This is a genomic window from Mesorhizobium sp. M0664 (assembly GCF_040320565.1).
GTDB lineage: Bacteria > Pseudomonadota > Alphaproteobacteria > Rhizobiales > Rhizobiaceae > Mesorhizobium.
In genome coordinates this window covers 1-22,088 of the sequence record NZ_JAMYPW010000046.1, presented here as the reverse complement: position 1 = coordinate 22,088, position 22,088 = coordinate 1, and the positions used below count along the sequence as shown (strand labels likewise).

The 22,088-nt window shown below is 61.5% G+C and carries 20 protein-coding genes; 11 read left to right on the top strand and 9 right to left on the bottom strand.

All coding sequences use genetic code 11. The features are described from left to right. Positions 1–2: 2 nt before the first annotated feature. The 5 genes from nadE to NKI39_RS27875 form a co-directional block, all read right to left on the bottom strand. Positions 3–986 carry an NAD(+) synthase gene (gene nadE, locus NKI39_RS27895; protein ID WP_352472523.1) on the bottom strand — a complete coding sequence of 328 codons (984 nt, stop codon included), beginning with the start codon at positions 984–986 and terminating at the stop codon, positions 3–5. Continuing rightward, positions 983–3,721 carry an AMP-binding protein gene (locus tag NKI39_RS27890; RefSeq protein ID WP_502898619.1) on the bottom strand — a complete coding sequence of 913 codons (2,739 nt, stop codon included), beginning with the start codon at positions 3,719–3,721 and terminating at the stop codon, positions 983–985. Before NKI39_RS27890 ends, nadE begins: the two co-directional genes overlap by 4 nt. Before the next feature lie 253 nt (positions 3,722–3,974). Further along, entirely contained in the window at positions 3,975–4,223 is a 249-nt protein-coding gene (locus tag NKI39_RS27885; RefSeq protein WP_352835872.1) for a hypothetical protein, read from the bottom strand. 486 nt (positions 4,224–4,709) lie between these two features. Further along, on the bottom strand, positions 4,710–5,609 hold the full coding sequence (locus NKI39_RS27880) for a proline iminopeptidase-family hydrolase (protein WP_352835870.1): 900 nt from the start codon (positions 5,607–5,609) through the stop codon (positions 4,710–4,712). A gap of 173 nt (positions 5,610–5,782) precedes the next feature. After that, positions 5,783–6,508, bottom strand: coding sequence for a LuxR family transcriptional regulator (locus NKI39_RS27875; protein WP_245274646.1), 726 nt, complete (start codon positions 6,506–6,508; stop codon positions 5,783–5,785). A 299-nt stretch (positions 6,509–6,807) separates the two neighbouring features. On the opposite strand from NKI39_RS27875, the gene NKI39_RS27870 reads away from it, so the two are divergent. From NKI39_RS27870 to NKI39_RS27825, 10 genes are all read left to right on the top strand, one after another. Next, positions 6,808–8,481, top strand: coding sequence for an ABC transporter substrate-binding protein (locus NKI39_RS27870; RefSeq protein WP_352541715.1), 1,674 nt, complete (start codon positions 6,808–6,810; stop codon positions 8,479–8,481). A 107-nt stretch (positions 8,482–8,588) separates the two neighbouring features. After that, a complete protein-coding gene (locus NKI39_RS27865; RefSeq protein WP_352449667.1) occupies positions 8,589–9,617 on the top strand; it encodes an ABC transporter permease in 1,029 nt (342 codons plus the stop codon). Next, complete coding sequence (locus tag NKI39_RS27860; protein WP_352541714.1) at positions 9,617–10,591, top strand: ABC transporter permease; 975 nt, start codon at positions 9,617–9,619, stop codon at positions 10,589–10,591. Before NKI39_RS27865 ends, NKI39_RS27860 begins: the two co-directional genes overlap by 1 nt. Then, positions 10,581–11,606, top strand: coding sequence for an ABC transporter ATP-binding protein (locus NKI39_RS27855; RefSeq protein ID WP_352472482.1), 1,026 nt, complete (start codon positions 10,581–10,583; stop codon positions 11,604–11,606). The genes NKI39_RS27860 and NKI39_RS27855 overlap by 11 nt, the downstream gene beginning before the upstream one ends. After that, entirely contained in the window at positions 11,603–12,595 is a 993-nt protein-coding gene (locus NKI39_RS27850; protein WP_352835867.1) for an ABC transporter ATP-binding protein, read from the top strand. The genes NKI39_RS27855 and NKI39_RS27850 overlap by 4 nt, the downstream gene beginning before the upstream one ends. Positions 12,596–12,906: 311 nt before the next feature. After that, the gene (locus NKI39_RS27845) at positions 12,907–14,115 is read left to right on the top strand and encodes an ABC transporter substrate-binding protein (protein WP_352835865.1); all 1,209 of its coding nucleotides are present in this window, start codon (positions 12,907–12,909) and stop codon (positions 14,113–14,115) included. An 11-nt stretch (positions 14,116–14,126) separates the two neighbouring features. Further along, positions 14,127–14,900 carry an ABC transporter ATP-binding protein gene (locus NKI39_RS27840; protein WP_352472485.1) on the top strand — a complete coding sequence of 258 codons (774 nt, stop codon included), beginning with the start codon at positions 14,127–14,129 and terminating at the stop codon, positions 14,898–14,900. Further along, positions 14,893–15,603 carry an ABC transporter ATP-binding protein gene (locus NKI39_RS27835; RefSeq protein WP_352835861.1) on the top strand — a complete coding sequence of 237 codons (711 nt, stop codon included), beginning with the start codon at positions 14,893–14,895 and terminating at the stop codon, positions 15,601–15,603. Before NKI39_RS27840 ends, NKI39_RS27835 begins: the two co-directional genes overlap by 8 nt. A 7-nt stretch (positions 15,604–15,610) precedes the next feature. Further along, on the top strand, positions 15,611–16,498 hold the full coding sequence (locus NKI39_RS27830; protein WP_254819527.1) for a branched-chain amino acid ABC transporter permease: 888 nt from the start codon (positions 15,611–15,613) through the stop codon (positions 16,496–16,498). Position 16,499: 1 nt separating this feature from the next. Next, positions 16,500–17,477 carry a branched-chain amino acid ABC transporter permease gene (locus NKI39_RS27825; protein WP_352835859.1) on the top strand — a complete coding sequence of 326 codons (978 nt, stop codon included), beginning with the start codon at positions 16,500–16,502 and terminating at the stop codon, positions 17,475–17,477. Positions 17,478–17,496: 19 nt separating this feature from the next. Here the strand turns inward: NKI39_RS27825 and NKI39_RS27820 are convergent, their stop codons facing one another. Genes NKI39_RS27820 through NKI39_RS27805 form a run of 4 tightly spaced genes read right to left on the bottom strand, consistent with a single transcriptional unit; the run spans position 17,497 to position 21,526 of the window. Next, positions 17,497–18,672 carry an ABC transporter ATP-binding protein gene (locus tag NKI39_RS27820; RefSeq protein ID WP_352835856.1) on the bottom strand — a complete coding sequence of 392 codons (1,176 nt, stop codon included), beginning with the start codon at positions 18,670–18,672 and terminating at the stop codon, positions 17,497–17,499. Next, positions 18,665–19,807 (bottom strand): extracellular solute-binding protein, encoded by a 1,143-nt coding sequence (locus tag NKI39_RS27815; RefSeq protein ID WP_352835853.1) that lies wholly within the window; start codon positions 19,805–19,807, stop codon positions 18,665–18,667. The genes NKI39_RS27820 and NKI39_RS27815 overlap by 8 nt, the downstream gene beginning before the upstream one ends. 22 nt (positions 19,808–19,829) lie before the next feature. Beyond that, entirely contained in the window at positions 19,830–20,651 is an 822-nt protein-coding gene (locus NKI39_RS27810; RefSeq protein WP_352835850.1) for an ABC transporter permease, read from the bottom strand. Then, positions 20,648–21,526 (bottom strand): ABC transporter permease, encoded by an 879-nt coding sequence (locus tag NKI39_RS27805; protein WP_352835848.1) that lies wholly within the window; start codon positions 21,524–21,526, stop codon positions 20,648–20,650. Before NKI39_RS27805 ends, NKI39_RS27810 begins: the two co-directional genes overlap by 4 nt. A gap of 249 nt (positions 21,527–21,775) precedes the next feature. On the opposite strand from NKI39_RS27805, the gene NKI39_RS27800 reads away from it, so the two are divergent. After that, positions 21,776–22,088: ArsR/SmtB family transcription factor (locus tag NKI39_RS27800; protein ID WP_352835845.1), on the top strand; the 313-nt coding region annotated here is incomplete at its 3' end.

Sequence of the window (22,088 nt, the reverse complement as noted above, 5' to 3'; positions counted from 1 at the left end):
GCCTAGCCCTCGCCCATTGAAGAGGACACCAACGGCCGCGCGTGAAGATAACGTGCGGCGCGCCGCTTGCTGTCGATATCCTTGAAAACCTTCTGGACCTGCATCACCGTGAGGCTGGTTGCCTCAGCGACGTCTTCGTCGGCGATCCCATGGTTCAAGCCGTAGAGGCACAGATCCATCAGATAATAAGGAAGCGCGAAGTAGAACTCCTCCTGACTCTGCGCCATCGAGAAGGTGTCCGTGGTGGGCGGTCTGCGCCGGACCTCTTCGTCCACCCCAAGATATTCGGCCAATTGGTAGACCTGGGTCTTGTAGAGGTGGACGATTGGCATCAGGTCGGCAATTCCGTCGCCCTGCTTGACGAAGAAGCCCTGGTCGTACTCCAGGCGGTTCGGCGTGCCCGCTACCGCGTAGTTGAGGCGGTCGGCATGGTAGTATTCGGTCATCTTGCGCAGGCGCTGCTTGTAGTTGGTTGCAGCGACGATCTGCAGATAGGCTGCCGACGGCAGGCGCACTGTGTCGGTCCTGCCCTCGGGGTCCTGAACCGTGAGGCGCGTGATGTTGAGACCGTTGCTCTCGAGAACCGAGGCGAGCACCAGCTTGCATTTCCAGCCGTCCCCATATTCGGGAACGACGGTCTGGATTGCTTCGGTCTGCCGTCTATAGGCGCCGGTCGCTTCCAGGGCCGGCGTTATATCCTCCAGGATCGTTTCGATACCAAGGTGTGCGGCGACAATGCGGCCGAGCCTCAGTGAGTCGCCGGAGGAATGGCGCTCCGGCATGAATATCCCGAGGACCTTGCCTTTCCCAAAGGCGCGAACACACAACGCCGCAACGACGGAGCTGTCGATGCCGCCTGAGAGGCCGACAACCACGCCTCGACGTCGCAGCGTGCCAAGGACCTGCTGGCGCAAGATCTGGACGATGCGATCGACTTCCGCGCCAGCGTCGAGCACCAGGGCGTCTTTGCCGAATGATGAGATCAGGTCGATGGCTTGTACTCCAGTTTGCGAGACTCGATTGGCGAATAGGTTTTCGCCACCGCTTTCTCGATAAGGGGACGATTGGTGGTAAGGTGAGGCTCTACAACCAGATCGATGTGGCTGCCGACGATCGGAATCACGTCCAGATGGGCGAAGACGTTATCCCAGCCGATTGCCAGAGGCATTCCGGGTCGAGCACAGCGGAACAGGGTGCCTGTGATCGGCAGAGCCGGCTTTGGCTCGGCCACCCACTGGAAGAAGGCTTGCGCGCGCAAAACCTCTTGCAGTTCTAGTTTGGTTCTAAAGCTCGTCGCGTTGAACTGTCCTTGAGCGAAGCGGTCGAGAAACTGGACCAGTTGTGCCTCGCGCTTCATTGCCACGGCAACTTTCGCGAGGGCGCGGCAAGCCATCCGGTAAGCGGACACGCGGTTGGTTCGGATTCGATTGACTGTGCGCGTAAACGTCTCCCAGCGGGCGCTTCGCTCCCCGACGAGGCTGGTGTCGAGGATGCCGAGGAACTTTACGGTTCGCCCCGCTGCCAGCAGCCGCGCCGCAACTTCGAAGGCAACAGCGCCGCCGAGCGAATGGCCGAGAAGTCGTACATGGCCCGAGGGTTGGGCGCGGCGGATCTGGTCGACGGCGGCGTCGGCCATATCGGCGAGGCTGTCTTGTCCGCGCAGTATCATAGCCAGGGCCGGATACCTGATCGGGGCAACACGGGTCACCTTGCCCATCGCTGCTGCAAAGGCAGCAAGGCTCGGGCCATAGCCGACGGACCCGGGGAACAGAAAAAGAATGGGAGGGTCGTGCTTCTGGGCGCGCGCGCTTTGATCGCCTGCCTGGGCGGACACGACCGCCTTGATCATTTGCTCCAGGCTCATCCCGACGGTGAAGGCCTCAAGGCCGAGTTCCTGCCCGATGGCGCTTTCGATTTCCATGACGCAGTGCAGCAGCTTTAGCGAATCTCCTCCGGCGTCATCCCAGCGTCCTGCCGCTACGCGCGTATTGAGAATGCTGGTCCATGCCCGCTGGACGACCTGCTGCGCGGTCAGCTTGCCTTGCGGCTCGAGCGGACGCGCGGTCGCCGCTGTCTCTCTGGCTGAAAGATCCATCTCTGCAAGTGTCGTGATGTCGACTTTGCCGCTCGGCAGACGCGGAATCTCGGCGATCGTGTGCAACCGCAAGGGACGCAGCGGCGGCGGCAGATTGGTCCTGACAAGCTGGCGAAGCTCGTCCGAAAAGGTCGCTTCGGCCGAGCGCCGAGGAATAGCAAAGGCGACAAGCTCATTCGCGGCCGTGACGATTGCCACGGCATCCGCGACAGAGGGTGCACAACGCAGCACCCGTTCGAGTTCGGCTGGCTCGACGCGTCGACCGTTGATTTTTACCTGGCGCCCCTTGCGACCGACGATGTGCAGTAGGCCTTGATCATCAAGTCGAACGAGGTCACCTGTCGCGAAAATCCGAAGGCCTGGATCGTGCGGGTCTGATGTTGCCGGCACAACCGCCCCCTCCTCCCAATGGCCAAGCAGGACATACGGGCTCCTGATCAGAAGCTCTCCGCTGCGGCCCGGTTGAACGCGGCGGCCCGCTTCGTCGACAATTGCGAAGGCGATTCCAGGCAGCAGCCAGCCAACTGGAACCGAATCTCCATGCTCTGGCCAGTCTCGCGGCAGGAACCATTGCGAGCCGGTGGTCTCGGTTGACGAATAACCGATCTGGATAAGGCACGTATCGGAGACGGCCTTGCGCAGCAGGGCGATGTCGGTCCAGGGCACCTTCTCGCCACCGATCCGGGCGACTCTGAGTGAATGGAACGCTTCTGCAGGTCCGTCTGCCATAAGCGCGCGAAGCAGTGCCGGCACCAGATAGGTGATTGTCACGTCTTCGGATCGCACCAGGCGTTGAACGGCGCGCAAGCCGACCGCTTCGACTTCGACCAGATGCAAGGTGGCGCCGGTGAGAAGAGCAGCAAGAATCTCCCGGCACCCGGCGATTGTGGCCGGTCCGGTCAATGGCAGGAAAACGTCATCCGAGTTGATGTGGCACGCATCGACATATTGCTGGACCCGGCACAGCAAGCTGCGCTGGCTGTTAACGATGCCTTTGGGCCGGCCCGTACTCCCTGACGTATAAAGCACGATGGCGGGCGCATCGACCGAGACGGAATAAGAACGAGGCACTTGCCCAGCCTGCGAGGCCGCACTGGTCGACACATCGATCCAATTGACCAGGTGAGGCAAACCATCGGGTCGGACATTGCCCTCGCCCAGGACAGCCGAGAGCCGCGCCCCGGCCACGATTTCAAGGATACGCGAGCTAGGATCTCGCGCGTTGAGTGGCACCGAAGGCCGCCCAGCCGTCATGCTTGCCAGCATGGCAATGGGATACCAGGCCGAGTTGGCCTGAAGAATCCCTATCGCCTGTCCGTCTGGGACGGCCGCCGCGATCTGGTGGGACAGCGTCTCGACTGACCGGAGGAGCTGGGAATAGGTCAGACGATTGGCGCCGTCGCTGATTGCAAGCTTGTCGGGGTACTGGCGGACGACATTTCTCAGGTGATCGAAGGCCGCAATGTTGGTAAAATCGACGCCCAATCTTTGAAATGGGCGCAGTACGGGACCACCCTGATCCAGTGCGTATTGTGGGACACTTGACCAATTATCCGAGGTCGTTGTCTGACAATCCACCGCTAGATCCTGATCCGCGACTTCTGATCCCAAATATGCCGAAGACATGAGTTGCCTACGCTAAGATTAGGGTCACTTATCGCCCCCCGCCCCAATCTTTTCATCGATCATTCTGATGATGCCCCGATCTTCGCTCAATGACGCTTGGTTAGTCACTTCGCCTGTTTCGCAAGCCGCCGGCAGAGCCAATCATGCCGGGCTCGCTGGCTGTTGTGGTGCGCATGACACGGACACATGCCAAGGCGGGCTCGAAGACCAAGGTGGGGTCGAAGATGGAATTGCCGCTATTCAGGCATATTGCCTATTCGGTGGTTCTTCCGGACGATACCGCCGATGTTTCGGTGTCGGAATAGCTGCCGGGGACGAAACAATAGGCATAGATCTGTCCCCGATTTTCGTCGGTCACGCGGATCCAATCCTTTTCCCACGTTCGGAAGGTAACACGCCCGCCCGTCATCATAGCTGCGGCTCTGAACGGACTCGGCGCGTTGACAACGCGCACCGAGATAACATCGTCGCCGTCCATACGCTCGACGAGATACGTCTGCATGAAAGCCTCCCCATGCCCCGCTAGATCACCCGCACTTTAACGCCGGCTAATGAATTCGGTTGCAACTGCTTGGCGAAACTTTGGGTCCGATACTTTCCGTACCCACCGGCAACTTGGTCCTCCGTATCCGTCAGGTTTTTCAGCGACGGGATGCCAGTTCAGGGGATGGCAGGCTGATTGCGGCCATGCCGGCGACATGCCAATCTGCGCCGCAACGTTAGGCCTTCGCCTCCGCGGGCAATGGAAAAGGCGCTCGAATGGGCTCCTTTATGCTGTCCGTGATCTGGCATTCTGCCCGTGATTTGGCCTCATCGGACGACCCTGCAGGCCTTTGCGAGACATCCACATAGCGTGGCGTCGCCATCACCGAGGCATAGCAATGTGCGTCGGCGGAGAAATGGGACGGTTCGAGGTTTTCTGAACCTGCCTCACGACGACTGCGTCGTGTCGACGATCCGTTGGAACAGATGGCCTGGTGCTGGAACGTCAATCGTATTTGGCCAGGAAGCGCCCGACGGCGCTGAGGCAGTCGTGCTTTTCCTCCACATGCGGCATGTGGCTGGAATTCGGGAAGACCAGGCCTTCAACGCACGGGATAAGATCCAGAAAGGGCTGGACGCAGGCCTCGGTCGCTTCGTCGTAGAAGCCGCGGAAAACCAGGGTCGGCGCCTCGATCCGATGCAGGCGGTCAACGATGGTCCAGTTCCGCATCGTGCCGATGACGTGGAACTCATTCGGACCGTTCATGGTGTGATAGACGGTCGGATCTTCCTCGATTGCCGCAAATGTCCGGGCGACCTCTGGCGGCATCGGAACGACGCGACAGACATGACGGTCGTAGAAAGCCTTCGTCGCCGCAACATATTCGGGCTGATCGGTGGTTCCCGCCGCTTCGTGCCGGTCGAGCGCACTTTGCACATCGGCTGGCAACTCGGCGCGCAATTGCCGGGCTCCTTCCACCCACAGCGCCATCGAGGCCAGCGAATTGGCCAGGATCAATGCCTTCAGCCCCTCAGGGCGGCGCACGGCGTGCTCGGCCGAGAGTATGCCGCCCCAGGACTGGCCGAGCAGGGTATAATGGCCGGCAATGCTGAGATGGGCGAGCAACGCATCGAGTTCGCCCAGGAAGAAATCGACGGTCCAGAAGTCGCCGCCCTTGTCCGGCAGATGGGTCGATTTGCCGTTGCCGATCTGATCGTAGTGGATGACGGCTCGCCCGGTTCCGGCAAGCTCCTTGAATGAGTCCACATAGTCGTGGGTGCAGCCCGGTCCACCATGAGCGACGACCAGGGGCACCTTGCCCGACCCGATGTCCCCGGTCACACGGTACCAGGTGCGATAGCCCTTGTAGTCGCTAAATCCTTCGGTGATCGCATGTGCCGTCACAGTCCAAGCTCCGCATCATGGCGCGGCAGGAGCCACTTTGGTGCACCCCTCCCAAGCCTTGTTTGCGGCCGACGGTACTAAGCGGCCCAGCGCATTTACAGCTAGCACTATTTATAGGTTCGCCGGTTATGGGTTCGCCCGAGGCAAGGCCGATCGCCCGCAGGTCGCGAGCCTCAATGCTCCGGTTCGAGCAGCCGGTAATGGGCGGCGAGCGCGATGGCATGGAAGCGGTTGCGCGCGCCAAGCTTTCGCGTCGCCGCGTTGAGGTGCAGCGTTGCGGTAGGCACCGCGCGGCCAATCTCACGCGCAACCTGCTTGGCCGTCAGTCCGGCAGCGGCCAGGCGCAGGCACTGACGTTCGCGCGACGTCAGATGGACATGTTGGCAGGTGCGGATTCCGGCGTCGAAACCGGCGTAGGCGGAGTCATGCAGCAGATGACCCAGATCTCCGATCTCGGCGATCAAGGGTCTGGCTTCGAGCTCGAACCCGGCCTCCGGATCGGCACGGATCGCAGTGAAGGTGGCGAGATCGCCGCCGGCAAGGCGAATGGGTACGGTGACGCCGCAGGTCATCCTGGTGTCAAGCAAATAGCTGACCACAGGATCGTGCTTGGACTGGAGCACGCGCTGCATGACGGTGCTCTGAACGCCGCTGTGCGACCAGAGAAACGGTCTGGATACGGTGAGCGCGGCCTCCTGCACCGGGTCAAGCTGATAATATCCGCCCTTGCACCAGAGATCCTGCATGTCGCGCGGCACGTTGCGCAGAGCCATCAACGAGGGCGTGATAAGCTCGCCCTTGTGACTGACCGGCACGGGCGTATAGTCGTAGATGAATGCGGTGAAACCGATAGGCTCCAGCACCTCCGTTGCCACCGCCATGGCAGCGTCGATGCTCATTCCGGTTTGGAACCGGCTCTCTAGATCGCCTGGAAGGCTTTGCATCGGGCAAGCTTACCCGCTGATGATTGCTTGTCAAATAGCCATGTCGGCCGGCTGCTCAACAAATAGGCGGGGATAAGCCTGTCCGACCCTATCTATCTTAATAGCTATCCCGTCCGGCTTCGCTCGCCGTAGTCTTTTGCGATTGGGCCAAGTAGCGGACACCGTTCGCAAACCCAGACTGTTTCAGCCGCGCAATGGTCGATCGACCGGGCTCAGCGCGGCAAAAGCCGAGACGCCTCCATGAGGGAACAAATATGCGACCCCAAAAAGCATTTGCAGCGTTGATGCCCTGCCTGGCTCTGCTCGGCGTGTCCATGATGTCGCCGGCAAACAGTGCCCTGGCCACCGAGGGCAAGCCAGGCGGCACACTCCGACTGCTGGCCAATGCCGCGGCAGGCACCGCCGATCCGCACATCAACTACACGCTGCAGTATTTCCAGATCAATTATGTCCTCTACGATGGCCTGGTGACCTACAAGAAGGCCGGGGACAAGACCGGCTTCGAAGTCGTCGCGGACCTGGCGGAAAGCCTCCCGCAGGTCGAGAACGGCGGCAAGACCTACGTCTTCAAGCTGCGCAAGGGCATCAAATTCGCGGATGGGTCGGATGTCACCACGAAGGACGTGGTGGCTTCGTTCCAACGCATCTTCAAGATCAGCGGGCCGACGGCCGGGACCTTCTACAAAGGCATCGTCGGCGCGGATGCGTGCTTGAAGACGCCTGCGACGTGTACCCTCGAAGGTGGCCTGTCGGTCGACGACGCCGCCGGAAACATTACCTTCAACCTGGTCCAGCCGGATGCCGAGTTCCTGCAGAAGCTGGCTGTTCCGCATGCGTCGATCCTGCCGGCGAGCGCGCCGCTGAAGGACGCCGGCACCGATCCGATCCCGGGCACCGGACCCTACATGATCGCCAGTTACGATCCCAACAAGCTGATGAAGATTGTGCGCAACCCTCATTTCAAGGAATGGAGCAAGGAAGCGCAGCCGGCCGGATATCCGGACGAGATCGACTACGAATTCGGCCTAACCGACGAGGCGGCGGTGACCGCTGTCGAGAACGGCCAGGCGGACTGGATGTTCGACCCGCCGCCGTCCGACCGTCTCGCCGAACTCGGCACCAAATATGCCAAGCAGGTCACGGTTCATCCGCTGACAGCGATGTGGTACGCGCCGATGAACACCAATCTGGCGCCGTTCAACGACATCCGCGTTCGCCAGGCAGTGAACTTCGCGATCGACCGCGCCGCGATGGTCAAGCTGTTCGGCGGCAGCAATCTGGCGCAACCGGCCTGCCAGATCCTGCCACCGGGCTTCCCGTCATTTGTGGCCTATTGCCCGTTCACCGCCAATCCGGGCGAGAAGTGGTCAGCACCGGATATGGACAAGGCCAAGCAATTGGTCGCTGAATCGGGAACCGCAGGTCAGGAGGTGACGATCATCACCGAGGACACCACGGTCTCCAAAGCGATCGGCGTCTACCTGCAGGATGTGCTCAACCAGCTTGGCTACAAGACGTCGGTCAAGCCGATCTCGCAGAACATACAGTTCACCTACATCCAGAACACCAATAACAAGGTGCAGATTTCGATCTCGCAATGGTTCCAGGATTACCCGGCGCCATCGAATTTCCTGCAGGTCTTGTTCAGCTGTGCCTCGTTTACGCCGGGCTCCGACGCCTCGGTCAATATTTCGGGGTTCTGCGACAAGTCGATCGACGCATCGATGGACGAGGCAGAGGCAGCCACCATCGCCGATCCGGCCAAGGGCGCGACACTCTGGACCGCCATCGACAAGGCTGTGACGGACAAGGCTCCGGTCGCTGTCCTGTTCACGCCAAAGCGCGTCGATGTGATCTCTTCCAGGCTGAAGAACTTCACCTTCAGCCCGCAATTCTACTGGATTGTCAGCCAGTCCTGGGTGGAATAGCCGACCGGAGCCAATGCGACGGAGTGCCGCTGGCTCTCCGTCGCATTTCCTTTTCCGGCGGATCAGCGCATCTTCCAGGCCGCGATTTTTCCCAGGCAATCCTGTTCATGGTCAATGTCATTGCGGACCAGCCTGCCATCCCGGTTCGCCGGGCCACCGATGGCCCGTGGCGCACCGCATGGCGCAAGCTGAAAGGCGATCGTTCGGCAATATCTGCCTTCGCCGTGCTCGTCGTCATCGTGATCGCCTCGCTCGCGGCGCCGCTTTATGCGCGGTACGTCTCCGGCACCGATCCATTTGTGACCAATCTCAATGGCGAGATCGTCGTCGATGGGGTGACCCAGCCGGTGCTGCAGCCCTCCACCGAAGGCCTTGGCCTCGGCATGACGCCGGTCGGGCCGACCTGGCGCATCGGACCCTATATGCTGGGTGCCGACAACCAGGGCCGTGACGTCGCGGCGCGGCTGCTTTACGGCGGACGGGATTCGCTGTTGATCTCGGGTGCTGCAGCCGTGCTGTGCCTTGTCCTCGCGACATTCCTTGGGGTCGTTTCCGGCTTCTTCGGCGGCATCGTCGACATCGGCCTGTCGCGCATTCTCGACGTGCTCTGGGCTTTTCCGATTTTCCTGTTGGCAATTTCATTGTCGATCGTGCTGATTGCGCAGAGTATCCAGATCGGTCCGTTCGAAATCCGCTCCGGCAGCCTGTGGCTACCGGTCTTCATCATCGGCATCGTCTATGTGCCCTATGTGGCGCGGCCGATCCGCGGCCATGTCCTGACCTTAATGCATGCCGAATTCGTCACCGCTGCGATCGGCCTTGGCGCATCGCCCTGGCGCATCCTTTTGCGCGACATCATGCCCAATGTGGTGACCCGCATCATCGTTTTCGTGCCGTTGATCCTGGCGCTCAACATGATGACGGAATCCTCGCTGTCGTTCCTGTCGATCGGCGTGCAGCCGCCGGATGCCAGCTGGGGCACGATCATCCAGGACGGCCAGGGCCTGCTCTATTCGCGGCCGGTCGTGGCACTGGCGCCGGGGCTAGCCATTGTGATCACGGTGCTGGCTCTAAACATTCTGGGCGACGGCGTGCGCGACGCGCTCGATCCGAAATCCTCGCCGAGGGGCGTCTAGTGGTTGCCGCGCTCGGCTTCCGGCTTGGCCAGATGGTGCTGGTTATGTTCGGTATCAGCGTCGTCGCTTTCCTGATCTTCTTTGCGACGCCTGGCGCTGATCCATCGGCGCGCATTGCTGGCCGCAATGCTTCGCAAGAGACGCTGATCCAGGTGCGCCACGATTTCGGTCTCGACCGGCCATTGCCGGTGCAATATGGGCTGATGATGAACCGGCTTTTCGTCAGCCGCGATCTCACCTCCTTCGTCAATCGCGGGCAGCGCGTCATTCCGACCGTGATAAGCGCCATTCCCGTGACGCTGTCGCTGGTCGGCGGCGCGGCAGTGCTGTGGGTGCTCGGCGGATTGATCGTCGGTGTGATCGCAGGCGCAACGCGCGGTACATTCATTGATCGCGCGCTGATGATCCTGAGCCTGGTAGGTGTGTCGATCCCGGTCTTCTGGCTGGGCGAGGTCGCCAACCTGCTGACGCAAAGCCGCTGGCACGACAACTGGCTGTTTTCCTGGGTTCCTCCGCTCGGCTACATCCCCCTGACCGAGAATCCCTGGGGCTGGTTCAAGGCGCTCGTCATTCCGTGGTTCACGCTGGCAACCCTTTATGTCGGCCTCTACGGCCGGGTGCTGCGGGCAAGCCTGATCGAAATGATGCAGGAGGATTTCATCCGCACCGCCCGGGCCAAGGGGATCGGCGAACGCCGGGTGCTGCTGCATCATGGCCTCAGGACCTCTTTGGTCGCATTCGTCACCATGTTCGGCCTCGATTTCGGTGCCTTGGTCGGCGGCGGCGCGCTGTTGACCGAAGTGGTCTTCGGATTGCAGGGTGTCGGAAAACTGACGTATGAGGCGCTGCAGACCCTCGATCTGCCGATGATCCTGGCCACGGTGATTTACGCCGCCTTCTTCGTGGTGATGGCAAACTTCGTCGTCGACGTCGTCTTCGTCATAATCGACCCGAGGGCGCGCAATGTCGGCTGATGCTCCCCTTCTGGTGGTCAAGGACCTCACTGTCTCCTTCCGCAGCGACGAAGGCCTGGTGCGGGCGGTGGGAGGTGTTTCGTTCTCCGTCGAGCAGCGCGAGATCGTCGGTGTGGTCGGCGAATCCGGTTCGGGCAAAAGCCAGACCTTGCTCGCCATTATGGGGTTGATCGACAGCCCCAACGCTATCGTCTCCGGTTCCATCCGTTTCATGGGACAGGAGCTGATCGGGCTCAAGCGGCGTGCGCTCGATGCCATCCGCGGCCGCCAAATCGCGATGATCTTCCAGGATCCGATGTCCGCGCTCACCCCGGTGCATACGATCGGCAACCAGATCGGCGAGCAGGTCCGCGCGCATGAAAAGGTATCGGCGAAAGCGGCACGGGCGAGGGCCGTGCAATTGCTGGATGCGGTCGGCATCGCAAATCCGGATCGGGTCATCGACAGCTACCCGCACCAGCTTTCCGGCGGTATGCGCCAGCGCGCGGTGATTGCCATGGCGCTCTCGTGCAACCCGGCGCTGCTCGTCGCGGATGAACCGACTACAGCCCTCGATGTTACCGTGCAGGCGCAGATCCTCGAACTGATCGGACGATTGCGCGACCAGTTCGGTTCCGCTGTGATCCTGGTCACGCATGATCTTGGCGTCGTCGCCGAAGTCGCGGACCGGGTACTGGTTATGTATGGTGGACGCTTTGTCGAGGAGGGCGGCAAGAGCAGCGTGTTCCGGGCGCCGCTGCATCCCTACACATGGGGCTTGTTCGGCTCGATCCCGCCGATGGAGGGACCACGTCCAGCCCGGCTCGCTGCCATTCCGGGAATTCCGCCGTCGCTCTCCAACCTGCCGAAAGGCTGCGCCTTCAGCCCCCGCTGCGCCTTTCGCCACGACGCCTGTCTGGTTCAACTGCCGATCATGCAAGGCGAGAGCCATCGCGCCGCGTGCCTGTTGCCGGAGCCTACGCGCAGACAATTCGCTGCCCAGAGGCCTGGCGGCGTGGTGGAGATGCAACGATGAATGCCAGGCCACTCGAACGTCCGCTGCTTCGTGCCGGCGACCTGTCGAAGCGCTATAGCGTCGGCCGCTCGATCTTCCCGGCGCAGCGCCGGACCGTGCATGCGGTTGATAGGGTGTCGCTCGACATCTGGCCCGGGGAGAACCTCGGCATCGTCGGCGAGTCCGGTTGCGGCAAATCCACGCTTGGCCGGTGTCTGGTGCGTCTGACCGAAATCAGCTCGGGGTCGCTGGAATTCGAGGGCCGCGACATCAGCGACGCCTCCCAGCGCCAGCTTCGTCCGTTGCGGCGGCAGATGCAGATGGTCTTTCAGGATCCCAGCGCTTCGCTCAATCCGCGCCGGCGGGTCGGCGATCTGCTGGCCGATCCGTTCCGCATCCATGAACGCCTCTCGGCATCGGAAATGGCGGACCGCGTGGCCGAGCTCCTGCGCCGGGTCGACTTGTCGCCCCAGCACGCATCGCGCTACCCGCACGAATTCTCCGGCGGCCAGCGCCAGCGTATCGGCATCGCCCGCGCGCTGGCGCTGCGGCCACGGCTGATCGTGGCCGACGAGCCGGTCTCGGCGCTCGACGTGTCGATCCAGGCGCAGATCGTCAATCTGCTCGCCGACCTGCGCGAGGAGTTCAACTTGACCTATGTGTTCATCGCCCACGATCTTTCCGTGGTGCGTCAAATCTCGAGCCGTGTGGCGGTGATGTATCTGGGGTCAATCGTGGAGAGCGGGCCGACCGACGAGGTCTTTGCGGCGCCCAGACATCATTACACCGCGGCGCTGCGTTCCGCCGTGCCGATACCCAGCATCGACCGGGCGCGGCGCGGCCGGCTGGTGCTCAAGGGTGATCTGCCCAGCCCGATGAACCCACCCTCGGGGTGCCGGTTCCACACCCGTTGCCCAGCTGCCACCCCGATCTGCCGCAGCGAGCGCCCGCTTCTCCAAAGCATTGGCGAGGGCCGCCTGGTTGCTTGCCATCATCCAGCCGGCGGTTGACGAGGGAATTCTCGTTCAACGATATCCGGACCGTCAGCCGTAATCATTGCTTCGGCGAGAATAGAGGCCGATCTGGACGCCGCACGATCCGGCGCTATGTTGCGCTTCGGCGGCCGGGCATCGCGGATGCCTAATACTAAAGTAACTGTTCTCGCGTTGCCGAGCGATGCTACGATTTGAAGGACGGCGGCCGTACAGCGCTGCGTGATTTTGCGCCGGCGAGGACGGAATGTGGGAGGCCACTCTTCGTGCTGCAGCAGGCTGCCGCCGACATGTTGCTCGGTTGTCGACCATAAGGGAGGAAGTCACCAATGAAGATATCGTACCTGGTCTCGGCCGCGCTTCTTGCAGCGACCGCGATGCCTGCCGCAGCCGCCGAGATTTCCGACGGCAAGATCAAGATCGGCATTCTCAACGACCAGTCGGGCGTCTATGCCGATTTCGGCGGCAAGTGGTCGGTCGAGGCCGCCAAGATGGCGGTCGAGGATTTCGGCGGCAAGGTACAAGGCTCGCCGATCGAGATCGTCAGCGCCGACCACCAGAACAAGCCGGACATCGCCTCCAACATTGCGCGGCAGTGGTATGACACCGAACAGGTCGATTCCATCATGGAACTGACCACCTCCTCGGTGGCGCTCGCCGTCCAGGGAATTTCCAAGGAAAAGAAAAAAATTGACATCGTCACCGGCGCCGCGACCACCGAGCTAACCGGTAAACAGTGCTCGCCCTATGGCTTCCACTGGGCCTACGACACGCATTCGCAGGCAGTGGGGACTGGTGGCGCTCTCGTCCAGCAAGGCGGCGACAGCTGGTTCTTCGTCACAGTCGATTATGCATTCGGCTATTCGCTGAAGGAGCAGACCGCAAAGTTCGTCGAGAGCCATGGCGGCAAGGTGGCTGGCGAGGTGCGTTACCCGCTCGGCTCGACCGACTATTCATCCTTCCTGCTGCAGGCGCAATCGTCGGGCGCCAAGGTTATCGGCCTGGCGAATGCCGGCCTCGACACCTCCAATTCGATCAAGCAAGCGGCCGAATTCGGTATCGTGCAGGGCGGTCAGAGGCTTGCAGCACTTCTGTTCACGCTGGCCGAGGTGCATGGGCTCGGTCTCGAGGCGGCGCAAGGCGTGGTGCTGACCGAAGGTTTCTACTGGGATCGCGACGACAAGAGTCGCGAGTTCGCCCAGCGCTTCTTCAAGCGCACCAACCGCATGCCGAATATGATCCAGGCCGCCACCTATTCTGCGGTGACCCAGTATTTGAAGGCGATCGACAAAGCCGGCACCGATGGAACCGAGGCGGTCGCCAAGGAATTGCATGCGATGCCGGTGAACGATGTCTTTACGGCAAACGGCAAAGTGCAGGCAGACGGCAACATGGTTCACGACATGTATCTTTATCAGGTCAAGTCGCCGAGCGAGAGCACCAAGGAGTGGGACTATTACAAACCGCTCGCCACGATCCCCGGTAACGAGGCGTTTCTGAGCCCCAAGGAGAGCGGCTGTCCCATGGCAGGCGAGTGATTGGCGGACCGATGGCGCCGCCTGAACCGGATCGGCCGCGGGTGGTGCTTTCCGCCCGCGGCCTGCGGCGTGACTTCGCCGGCTTTGTTGCGGTCAGGAATGTCGATCTCGACCTCTACCACGGCAACATCCACGCGCTGATCGGACCCAACGGCGCCGGCAAGACCACCGTCTTCAACCTGCTCACCAAGTTCCTGCCGCCGACCAGCGGCAGGATCGAACTGCTCGGCCACGACATCACCCGCACCTCGCCGGCCAAGGTCGCGCGGATGGGCCTGGTGCGCTCGTTCCAGATCTCGGCGGTGTTTCCACATCTCAGCGTGCTCGACAATGTGCGTGTTGCGCTGCAGCGGCCGGGCGGGCTCAGCGTTCAGTTCTGGCGCTCGCTGTCTGCGCTCGATCGATTGACGCCGCGCGCCGAGGAGCTTTTGCGGTCGGTCGGCCTCGACGATGCCAAGAACAGGCCCGCCGCCGATCTCTCCTATGGCAGGAAACGCGTGCTCGAGATCGCCACGACGCTGGCGCTCGACCCGAAAGTGCTGCTGCTCGACGAGCCGATGGCCGGCATGGGGCACGAGGATGTGCGCACGGTTTCCGACATCATCCGCTCGGTCGCCAGGGAGCGTGCGGTGCTGATGGTCGAGCACAATCTGACTGTTGTAGCCGATCTTTGCGACTGGATAACCGTCATGCAGCGCGGTGAAATCCTTGCCGCCGGCGACTACTCCACGGTCAGCCGCGACGAGCGGGTGAGGATCGCCTATATGGGCACCGCCGATGAGTGACGCCGCGCCGCTTCTCGCCGTCCGCGGCCTCAACGCCTGGTATGGCGAGAGCCATGCGCTGCACGGCGTCGATCTTGAGGTCTTTCCAGGTGAAACTGTGACGTTGCTGGGCCGCAACGGCGTCGGCAAGACCACGACATTGCGCGCCATTATCGGGCTGATCCGCCAGCGGACCGGCCAGATTTTTTTCGACGGCAAGGATCTCATGCGCCTGCCATTGCACCGGACCGCGCATCAAGGCATCGGCCTGGTGCCGGAGGAACGCGGCATCTTCGCGACGCTGACCGTGGACGAGAATCTGGTTCTGCCGCCGATCGTCGCCGAGGGCGGCATGAGCGTGGAGGAAATATTCGATCTTTTCCCCAATCTGAAGGAGCGCCGCAACAGCCCCGGCACCAGGCTGTCGGGCGGCGAGCAGCAGATGCTGGCGATCGCGCGCATGCTCAGAACCGGCGTGAAAATGCTGCTTCTCGATGAGCCGACCGAGGGCCTGGCTCCGGTCATTGTGCAGCGCATCGGCGATCTGCTGGCGACGATGAAAAAGCGCGGCATGACGATCCTGCTGGTCGAGCAGAATTTCCGCTTTGCCAGCCGCATCACCGACCGTTTCTACCTGATGGAGCTCGGCAAGGTCGTGGCGGGCTTTCCGGTCGGCGAACTGCCGGATCGCATGACGCTGCTGCATGAAGTGCTGGGTGTATGATGGCGCCATGACGATGATCTTCGGAATACCCGTTCAGGCATTCCTCGGCCAATTGCTGGTCGGCCTCATCAACGGCTCGTTCTACGCAATGTTGAGCCTGGGCCTGGCTGTCATATTCGGCTTGTTGCGCGTCATCAATTTCGCTCACGGCGCGCTCTATATGCTCGGCGCCTTCATCGGCTACCTGCTTCTCACCCGGTTCGGCATCGGCTACTGGCCGGCTCTGATCCTGTCGCCGCTGATCGTCGGCGGCTTCGGCGTCGTGGTCGAGCGCCTGGCGCTGTCGAGGCTTTACGACATCGACCCGCTCTACGGGCTGCTTTTCACCTTTGGCCTCGCGCTCGTGCTCGAAGGGGTGTTCCGTTACTACTATGGCGTATCGGGAAGTCCTTATTCCGTGCCGCCGCTGCTCTCCGGGGGAACCAATCTCGGCTTCATGTTCCTGCCCAATTATCGCGGCTGGGTGGTGGTCGCCTCGATGATCGTCTGTTTCGGCACCTGGGCGCTGATCGAGAAGACCAGGCTGGGCTCCTATCTGCGCGCGGCGACGGAGAACCCCGGCCTGGTGCAGGCTTTCGGCGTCAACGTGCCGTTGCTGCTGACCCTCACCTACGGCCTCGGCGCCGCTCTTGCCGGACTTGCAGGGGTTCTCGCCGCGCCGATCTATCAGGTGAGCCCGCTGATGGGATCTGACCTCATCATCGTCGTCTTCGCCGTCGTCGTGGTCGGCGGCATGGGATCGATCCTCGGGGCGATCGTCACCGGTTACATGCTTGGCCTCGCCGAAGGCCTGACTAAGGTCTTCTATCCCGAAGCCTCCAATCTGGTGGTCTTCGTCATCATGGCAATCGTGCTTCTGGTCCGGCCAGCCGGCCTGTTCGGAAGGGATGCCTGAGATGGCCGAACTGACACTTCGCGAGACGCGTGCCAAGAATTCGGCACGGCTTGAATGGGCGCTGGTCGGGCTCGGCATCCTGGCGCTGCTGGTGGCGCCTTTCTTCGTCTATCCGATCTTCCTGATGAAGATGCTGTGCTTTGCGCTGTTTGCCTGCGCGTTCAACCTTCTGCTCGGCTACACCGGGCTGTTGTCCTTCGGCCATGCGACATTCTTCGGCGGGGCGGCCTATTTCACCGCATACGCGGTCAAGGTCTGGGGCTGGCCACCGGAAGCGGGCATCCTGCTCGGTGTCCTAGGTGCCGCGCTGCTCGGCGTTGTGATGGGCTTCTTTGCCATCCGCCGGCAAGGCATCTATTTCGCCATGATCACGCTGGCGCTGTCGCAGATGTTCTTCTTCTTCTGCGTGCAGGCGCCGTTCACCGGAGGTGAGGACGGCATCCAGGGCGTGCCGCGCGGCAGGCTGCTTGGAATGCTCGACCTGAACGTCTCGATGAACATCTATTATTTCGTGCTGGCGGTCTTCCTGATCGGCGTGTTCGCCATCTGGCGCATCATCAACTCGCCTTTCGGCATGATCCTGCGTTCCATCCGGGAAAACGAGAGCCGGGCCATTTCGCTTGGCTATTCCGTCGCCAACTACAAGCTGGCGGCTTTCGTCATGTCGGCAACATTGGCCGGGCTGGCCGGCGCGCTCAAGGCGATCGTTTTCCAGTTTGCCACACTCACCGACGTCACCTGGCAGATGTCCGGCGAGGTGATCCTGATGACGCTCCTCGGCGGCATCGGCACCATGGTCGGGCCGATCATCGGCGCCAGTCTGGTCGTCGGCCTGGAGAACACGCTCGCCACCTCGAATTTTCCAGTGACCATCGCCACGGGCCTGACCTTCATGGTCTGCGTGCTGGTTTTCCGGCGCGGTATTGTCGGTGAGATCTATGCGCGATTTCTCGGGCCAAAGGGTGACGCGAAAGACTGAACGGGTCAGCGCCGCCTCGCTAGGCGATGCGTACACCTTGCGCGTCGAGAAGCACGCAGCCCAGCAGGTCGAAGCAGACATCGACCGCTTCGCCTTCACGCAGCGGCTGGCCGTCGATCAACGTGTTGGCGCGCACCAGCGTGCCGGCGCCGATGTCGATCTCGTAGACCGCATTGCCGCCGAGATAGGAGGTCGAGACGATCCGTCCCGCCAGCCTGTTGGCAGCACCGGCGGTACCGACGGTAAGCTTCTGCGGGCGAACGACGACGGTGACCACGCTGCCGGTCTCGAGCGCCTTCGGCGCGGCCGCCTTTACGATATGGCCGGTGGCCAGCGCGATCGTCGCCATCTTGCCGTCCATCACGGTCACGCTGCCGGGCAGCATGTTGGCCTTGCCCAGGAAATTGGCGACGAATGCGGTGGCCGGCTGGTCATAGACCTGCGCGGGGGAGCCGATCTGCTCGATCAGGCCGGCGTTCATCACGACGATGTGGTCGGACATCGACAAGGCTTCTTCCTGGTCGTGCGTCACGAAGATAGCAGTGATGCCCGTCTCCCTCTGGATTTTCTTGATCTCGACGCGCATGTCCTCGCGCATATTGGCGTCGAGCGCCGACAAGGGCTCGTCCAGCAGCAGCACTTCCGGCTCGAAGACGATGGCGCGGGCCAGTGCGATGCGTTGCTGCTGGCCGCCCGAGAGCTGTGACGGCAGCTTTGTCTCACTGCCGGGCAGCCGCACCATATCCAGCGCCTTCTTGACCCGGCGCACGATTTCCAGTTTCGGCACGTTTCGGTATTTCAGGCCGAATGCGACGTTGTCGAAGACGTTCTTGTGCGGAAAGAGCGCGTAGTTCTGGAACACCAGACCAATGTTGCGCTTATAGATCGGGATGTCGTCGACCCGCTTTCCGCCGATCGAGATCTGGCCACTGGAGATGTCGACCAGGCCCGCGATCGAGCGCAGGATCGTCGTTTTGCCGCACCCGGACGGCCCCAGCAAGGTGACGAAACTACCTTTGCGGATTGCCAGTGAAAAATCGCGCACAGCGGCGAACTTGCCGTAGAAAATATCGATGTCGCGAAACTCGACCGCAGGCTTTCCTATCGGCTGCCGCTCGCTCTGGGCGAGCGGGTCGCCATCAGCCCCGGCCGAAGCCGGCCGGGGCTGCTGGTCGTGGCTGTTGTCGTCATGCACCTTTCGACACCCTGTCCCATTGCTTGGTCCAGGCGTCTTCGTTCTTCGCCCAGTAGAGCGGATCGGCGAAGGTCAGCGATTTCATCGATCCAGTCGGGTCGAAGGCCGGAAGCGCCGCGATCTTGTCGGTCAGCTTCACCTTGGTGGGGTCAAGCGATGGCGGATAGTTCTGGCCCTCGGCGACGGCGATCGAGGTGGCAGGATCCAGCATGAAGTTGATCAGTTCCTCGCATTCGGCCATCGGCGAACCCTTGAGGACCAGCATGTCCTCCATCCACGCGTATGAGCCGGTAGGGTCGAGATAGCCGATCGGCTGGCCCTGCTGCTGCAGGGCGGCGACACGTCCTGACCAGGCGTCGGTGACAACGATCTCGTTTCGCGACAGGAGGTCCATGAGTTCCGCGCCGGAACTCCAGAACTTCTTGGCCAGGTCGCGGGTCTCGCGAACCTTGGCCCAGACCGCATCCATGTCCTGGATGTTGTTGGGGTCCTGTTTCGTCTGCAGTGCCGCATACCAGACGCGCGTCGTCATATCGGCATAGCCGCCGATCTTGCCGGCATATTTCGTGTCGGTAAGCAGGTTGGCGCCCTTTTCCTTGGCTTCCTCCGGCGAGATGACCTTGTTGTTGTAGGCGATGCCGGTGGTGCCGTAATCATATGGCACTGCCGACAGCTTCGGCGTGATCTTGCGGAACGGCTCGATCATGGCGGTCAGGACATTCGCCATGTTCGGAATGTTTGCCTCGTTGATCTCCGAATTGAAACCGCCATTGACGTATTTGATGTAGTAGTTGACGCCGGAAGAATGGACGATCTGGAAGTCGCCTGGTTTCGACGTCTTGATCTTGGTGATGATCTCGTTCTCGTCGCCAAAGGTGCCCTGGACGACCTTGACCTTGGACTTGGCGGTATAAGGCTGGAACGCGTACTTATCGATCGCCTCCTGCACCACGCCGCCCCATCCGTCGAAGCGCACTTCCGAAACCGCGGCCAGCGCCCGTCCCATCCAGGGCATGGAAAGCCCGGTGGCGGCGGCAGCGGCCGCCGTCAGCGTCAGGAATGATCGCCGGCTGATGTCACCATTGGCATAGCGTTCGTTGAGCCGTTCCAGTCGTTTGGTGGTTGTCAGTTTCATTTCCATTCTCCCATTTTCATTTTCACTTGCCTGCCTTGAACCAGGTGAGGCTTTGCAGGATGAGCCCGCCTGCCAAGGGAATGCCGACCGTCAAAAGGATCATGACGGTTCCGAGCGCGTTCACCTCAGGGCTGATCGAGATCTTCAGCATCGAAAGGATTTGCGTCGGCATGGTCTCGACGCCGGCCGGCCGCCAGAACAGGCTGGCCGAGGTGTTGTCGAACGAAATGGTGAAAGCGAGCAGAACACTGGCAAGCACTGCGGGAATGAGCAGCGGCAGCGTGATTTCGCGGAATGTCGACACGCGCGGCGCCCCGAGCGAAAGCGCCGCCTCCTCATAGGAACGTTTTATGCCGACCATGCGCGCCTGGACGATCAGCACCACGTAGGGGAGCGTGAGCATAATGTGGCCGAGCACCAGCAGCGTCATGCTGCGCGGCTGGTCGACGGCTTTGATCATGACCAGCAGGCCGACGCCGAGTATCGTTTCGGGGACCAGCGCGGGAAGAATGACAAGCGTGTTGATCGCCTGCTTGCCACGGAACTCGAAGCGCACCAGCGCCAATGCCGCCATGATGCCGAGCAGCGTCGTCACCGTTGCCGTCACCAGGGCAATCCACATCGATGTCCGGAAGGCGTCGAGAACCGGCTCGTTGGTGAGCAGCTTTTCGTACCATCGCAGGCTGAAGCCGGTGAGGGGAAAGCCGCCGAACATCGAGGCATTGAAGGAAAGCACGACCGTGGCGAGGATCGGCGCAAACATGAAGACGTAGACGCACACCGTGATCGCGCCGGTCAGCCGCCACGCCCATCTGCCTTCGCGATCGGGATGATCCGCTCTCATGCACTGAGGCCCTTCATGATCTGCGATAGGCCCATATAGCGGCTATAGGCGGCCGCGGCCGCGCCGAGCAGGACGAACAGGACGATGGAAAGCGTGGCGCCCATCGGCCAATTGAGCTGCCCCATGATGGTGTCGTAGATCAAGTTGCCGAACAGCGCATCGCGGCTGCCACCGAGCAGCTGCGGCGTCACATAGGAGCCGGCCGCCAGCACGAAGCAGAGCAGCAGCCCGGCGCCCAGCCCCGGCATCGATAGCGGCAGGGTCACTTCGCGAAACGCCTGCGCGCTGGTACAGCCCATCGAGCGGGCGGCGGCGATCAGCGTGCGGTCGATGCTTTCCAGGCTGACATAGACGTTCAGGATCATATAGGGCAGCAGAAAATTCAGCAGCCCCATGATGACGGCGCCCTCGGTGTAGAGCATCGGCAACGGCTCGTTGATAATCCCCAGCCTGATGAGCACGACGTTGATCAGCCCCTGTTCGCCGAGAATATGGATCCACGAGAATGTCCGGATGGTGAAGCTGATCCAGAACGGCACGATGAGCAGCAGCAACAACAGCCATTTGTGCCTGAAGGTCGTGGCCCAGATGAAATAGGCGGGGAAATAGCCAAGGATCGCGCAGATCACAGCGGTGATGGCGCCGACGCGAACGGTCTTCCAAAGAAAACCGTGATAGTAGCTGTCGGTGAGGAATTCCTTCCAGTTGTCGAAGGTCAGCACCGCCGACTCCACCCCCGCGGTGACGAAGGTGAAAAACGTGTAGACCGTCATCATCGCGATCGGCAGCAGCAGAAGCAGGGTAAGCAGTAAAAGCACAGGCGCGACGAGGACCCAGGCCAGTCGCTGATCGTATAATTTCCACCCTTTGGTCACGACCCGTCCAACCGCTTTATGTGCAAGCCGCCATCACCGGGCTCGGCTCCGGACTAGATTGGGCGATCGGCGTTCAGGTGTCCACTCTGCATATGGCTCCTGCACAAATTCTGTGCAGGGCCACCGCGCGACCCTCGCCCTGCCGGATTCAACAAATTGCCCGGCGTTCCGCCTGCACATTGATTAAATCAGATATCCCGATATACAGGGTAATTTCGGATATGGATTTAACATGGGCCGGGCAATTTTATGAGTCGCAATTTTCTGGTGATTGAACCTGAGGAAGGCATTGCCGTGCTCAAGGGGCTTGCCTCCTCGGCGCGGATCTCGATGCTGAAACTGCTGCATGAGAAGGGGCCGATGAATGTCAACGAAATCGCCGCCGTGCTGTCGCTTCCGCAGTCGACCGTCTCGACCAACATCCAGGTGCTGGAGGATGCGGGGCTGATCCGCACCGAGAACCTGAAAGCGAAGAAAGGCAGTCAGAAAATCTGTTATCCGACGGCGGAAGAAGTGCTCGTCGTGTTCAAGAGCGAATATCGTGCGGTCAAGAACGACGCGA

Excerpts from the sequence above, each read along its gene's own strand:
- NKI39_RS27890 (WP_502898619.1), bottom strand. The coding sequence starts at position 3,721 with ATGTCTTCGGCATATTTGGGATCAGAAGTCGCGGATCAGGATCTAGCG.
- NKI39_RS27885 (WP_352835872.1), bottom strand. The coding sequence starts at position 4,223 with ATGCAGACGTATCTCGTCGAGCGTATGGACGGCGACGATGTTATCTCG.
- NKI39_RS27875 (WP_245274646.1), bottom strand. The coding sequence starts at position 6,508 with ATGAGCATCGACGCTGCCATGGCGGTGGCAACGGAGGTGCTGGAGCCT.
- NKI39_RS27870 (WP_352541715.1), top strand. The coding sequence starts at position 6,808 with ATGCGACCCCAAAAAGCATTTGCAGCGTTGATGCCCTGCCTGGCTCTG.
- NKI39_RS27865 (WP_352449667.1), top strand. The coding sequence starts at position 8,589 with ATGGTCAATGTCATTGCGGACCAGCCTGCCATCCCGGTTCGCCGGGCC.
- NKI39_RS27855 (WP_352472482.1), top strand. The coding sequence starts at position 10,581 with ATGTCGGCTGATGCTCCCCTTCTGGTGGTCAAGGACCTCACTGTCTCC.
- NKI39_RS27850 (WP_352835867.1), top strand. The coding sequence starts at position 11,603 with ATGAATGCCAGGCCACTCGAACGTCCGCTGCTTCGTGCCGGCGACCTG.
- NKI39_RS27845 (WP_352835865.1), top strand. The coding sequence starts at position 12,907 with ATGAAGATATCGTACCTGGTCTCGGCCGCGCTTCTTGCAGCGACCGCG.
- NKI39_RS27840 (WP_352472485.1), top strand. The coding sequence starts at position 14,127 with ATGGCGCCGCCTGAACCGGATCGGCCGCGGGTGGTGCTTTCCGCCCGC.
- NKI39_RS27835 (WP_352835861.1), top strand. The coding sequence starts at position 14,893 with ATGAGTGACGCCGCGCCGCTTCTCGCCGTCCGCGGCCTCAACGCCTGG.
- NKI39_RS27830 (WP_254819527.1), top strand. The coding sequence starts at position 15,611 with ATGACGATGATCTTCGGAATACCCGTTCAGGCATTCCTCGGCCAATTG.
- NKI39_RS27825 (WP_352835859.1), top strand. The coding sequence starts at position 16,500 with ATGGCCGAACTGACACTTCGCGAGACGCGTGCCAAGAATTCGGCACGG.
- NKI39_RS27815 (WP_352835853.1), bottom strand. The coding sequence starts at position 19,807 with ATGAAACTGACAACCACCAAACGACTGGAACGGCTCAACGAACGCTAT.
- NKI39_RS27810 (WP_352835850.1), bottom strand. The coding sequence starts at position 20,651 with ATGAGAGCGGATCATCCCGATCGCGAAGGCAGATGGGCGTGGCGGCTG.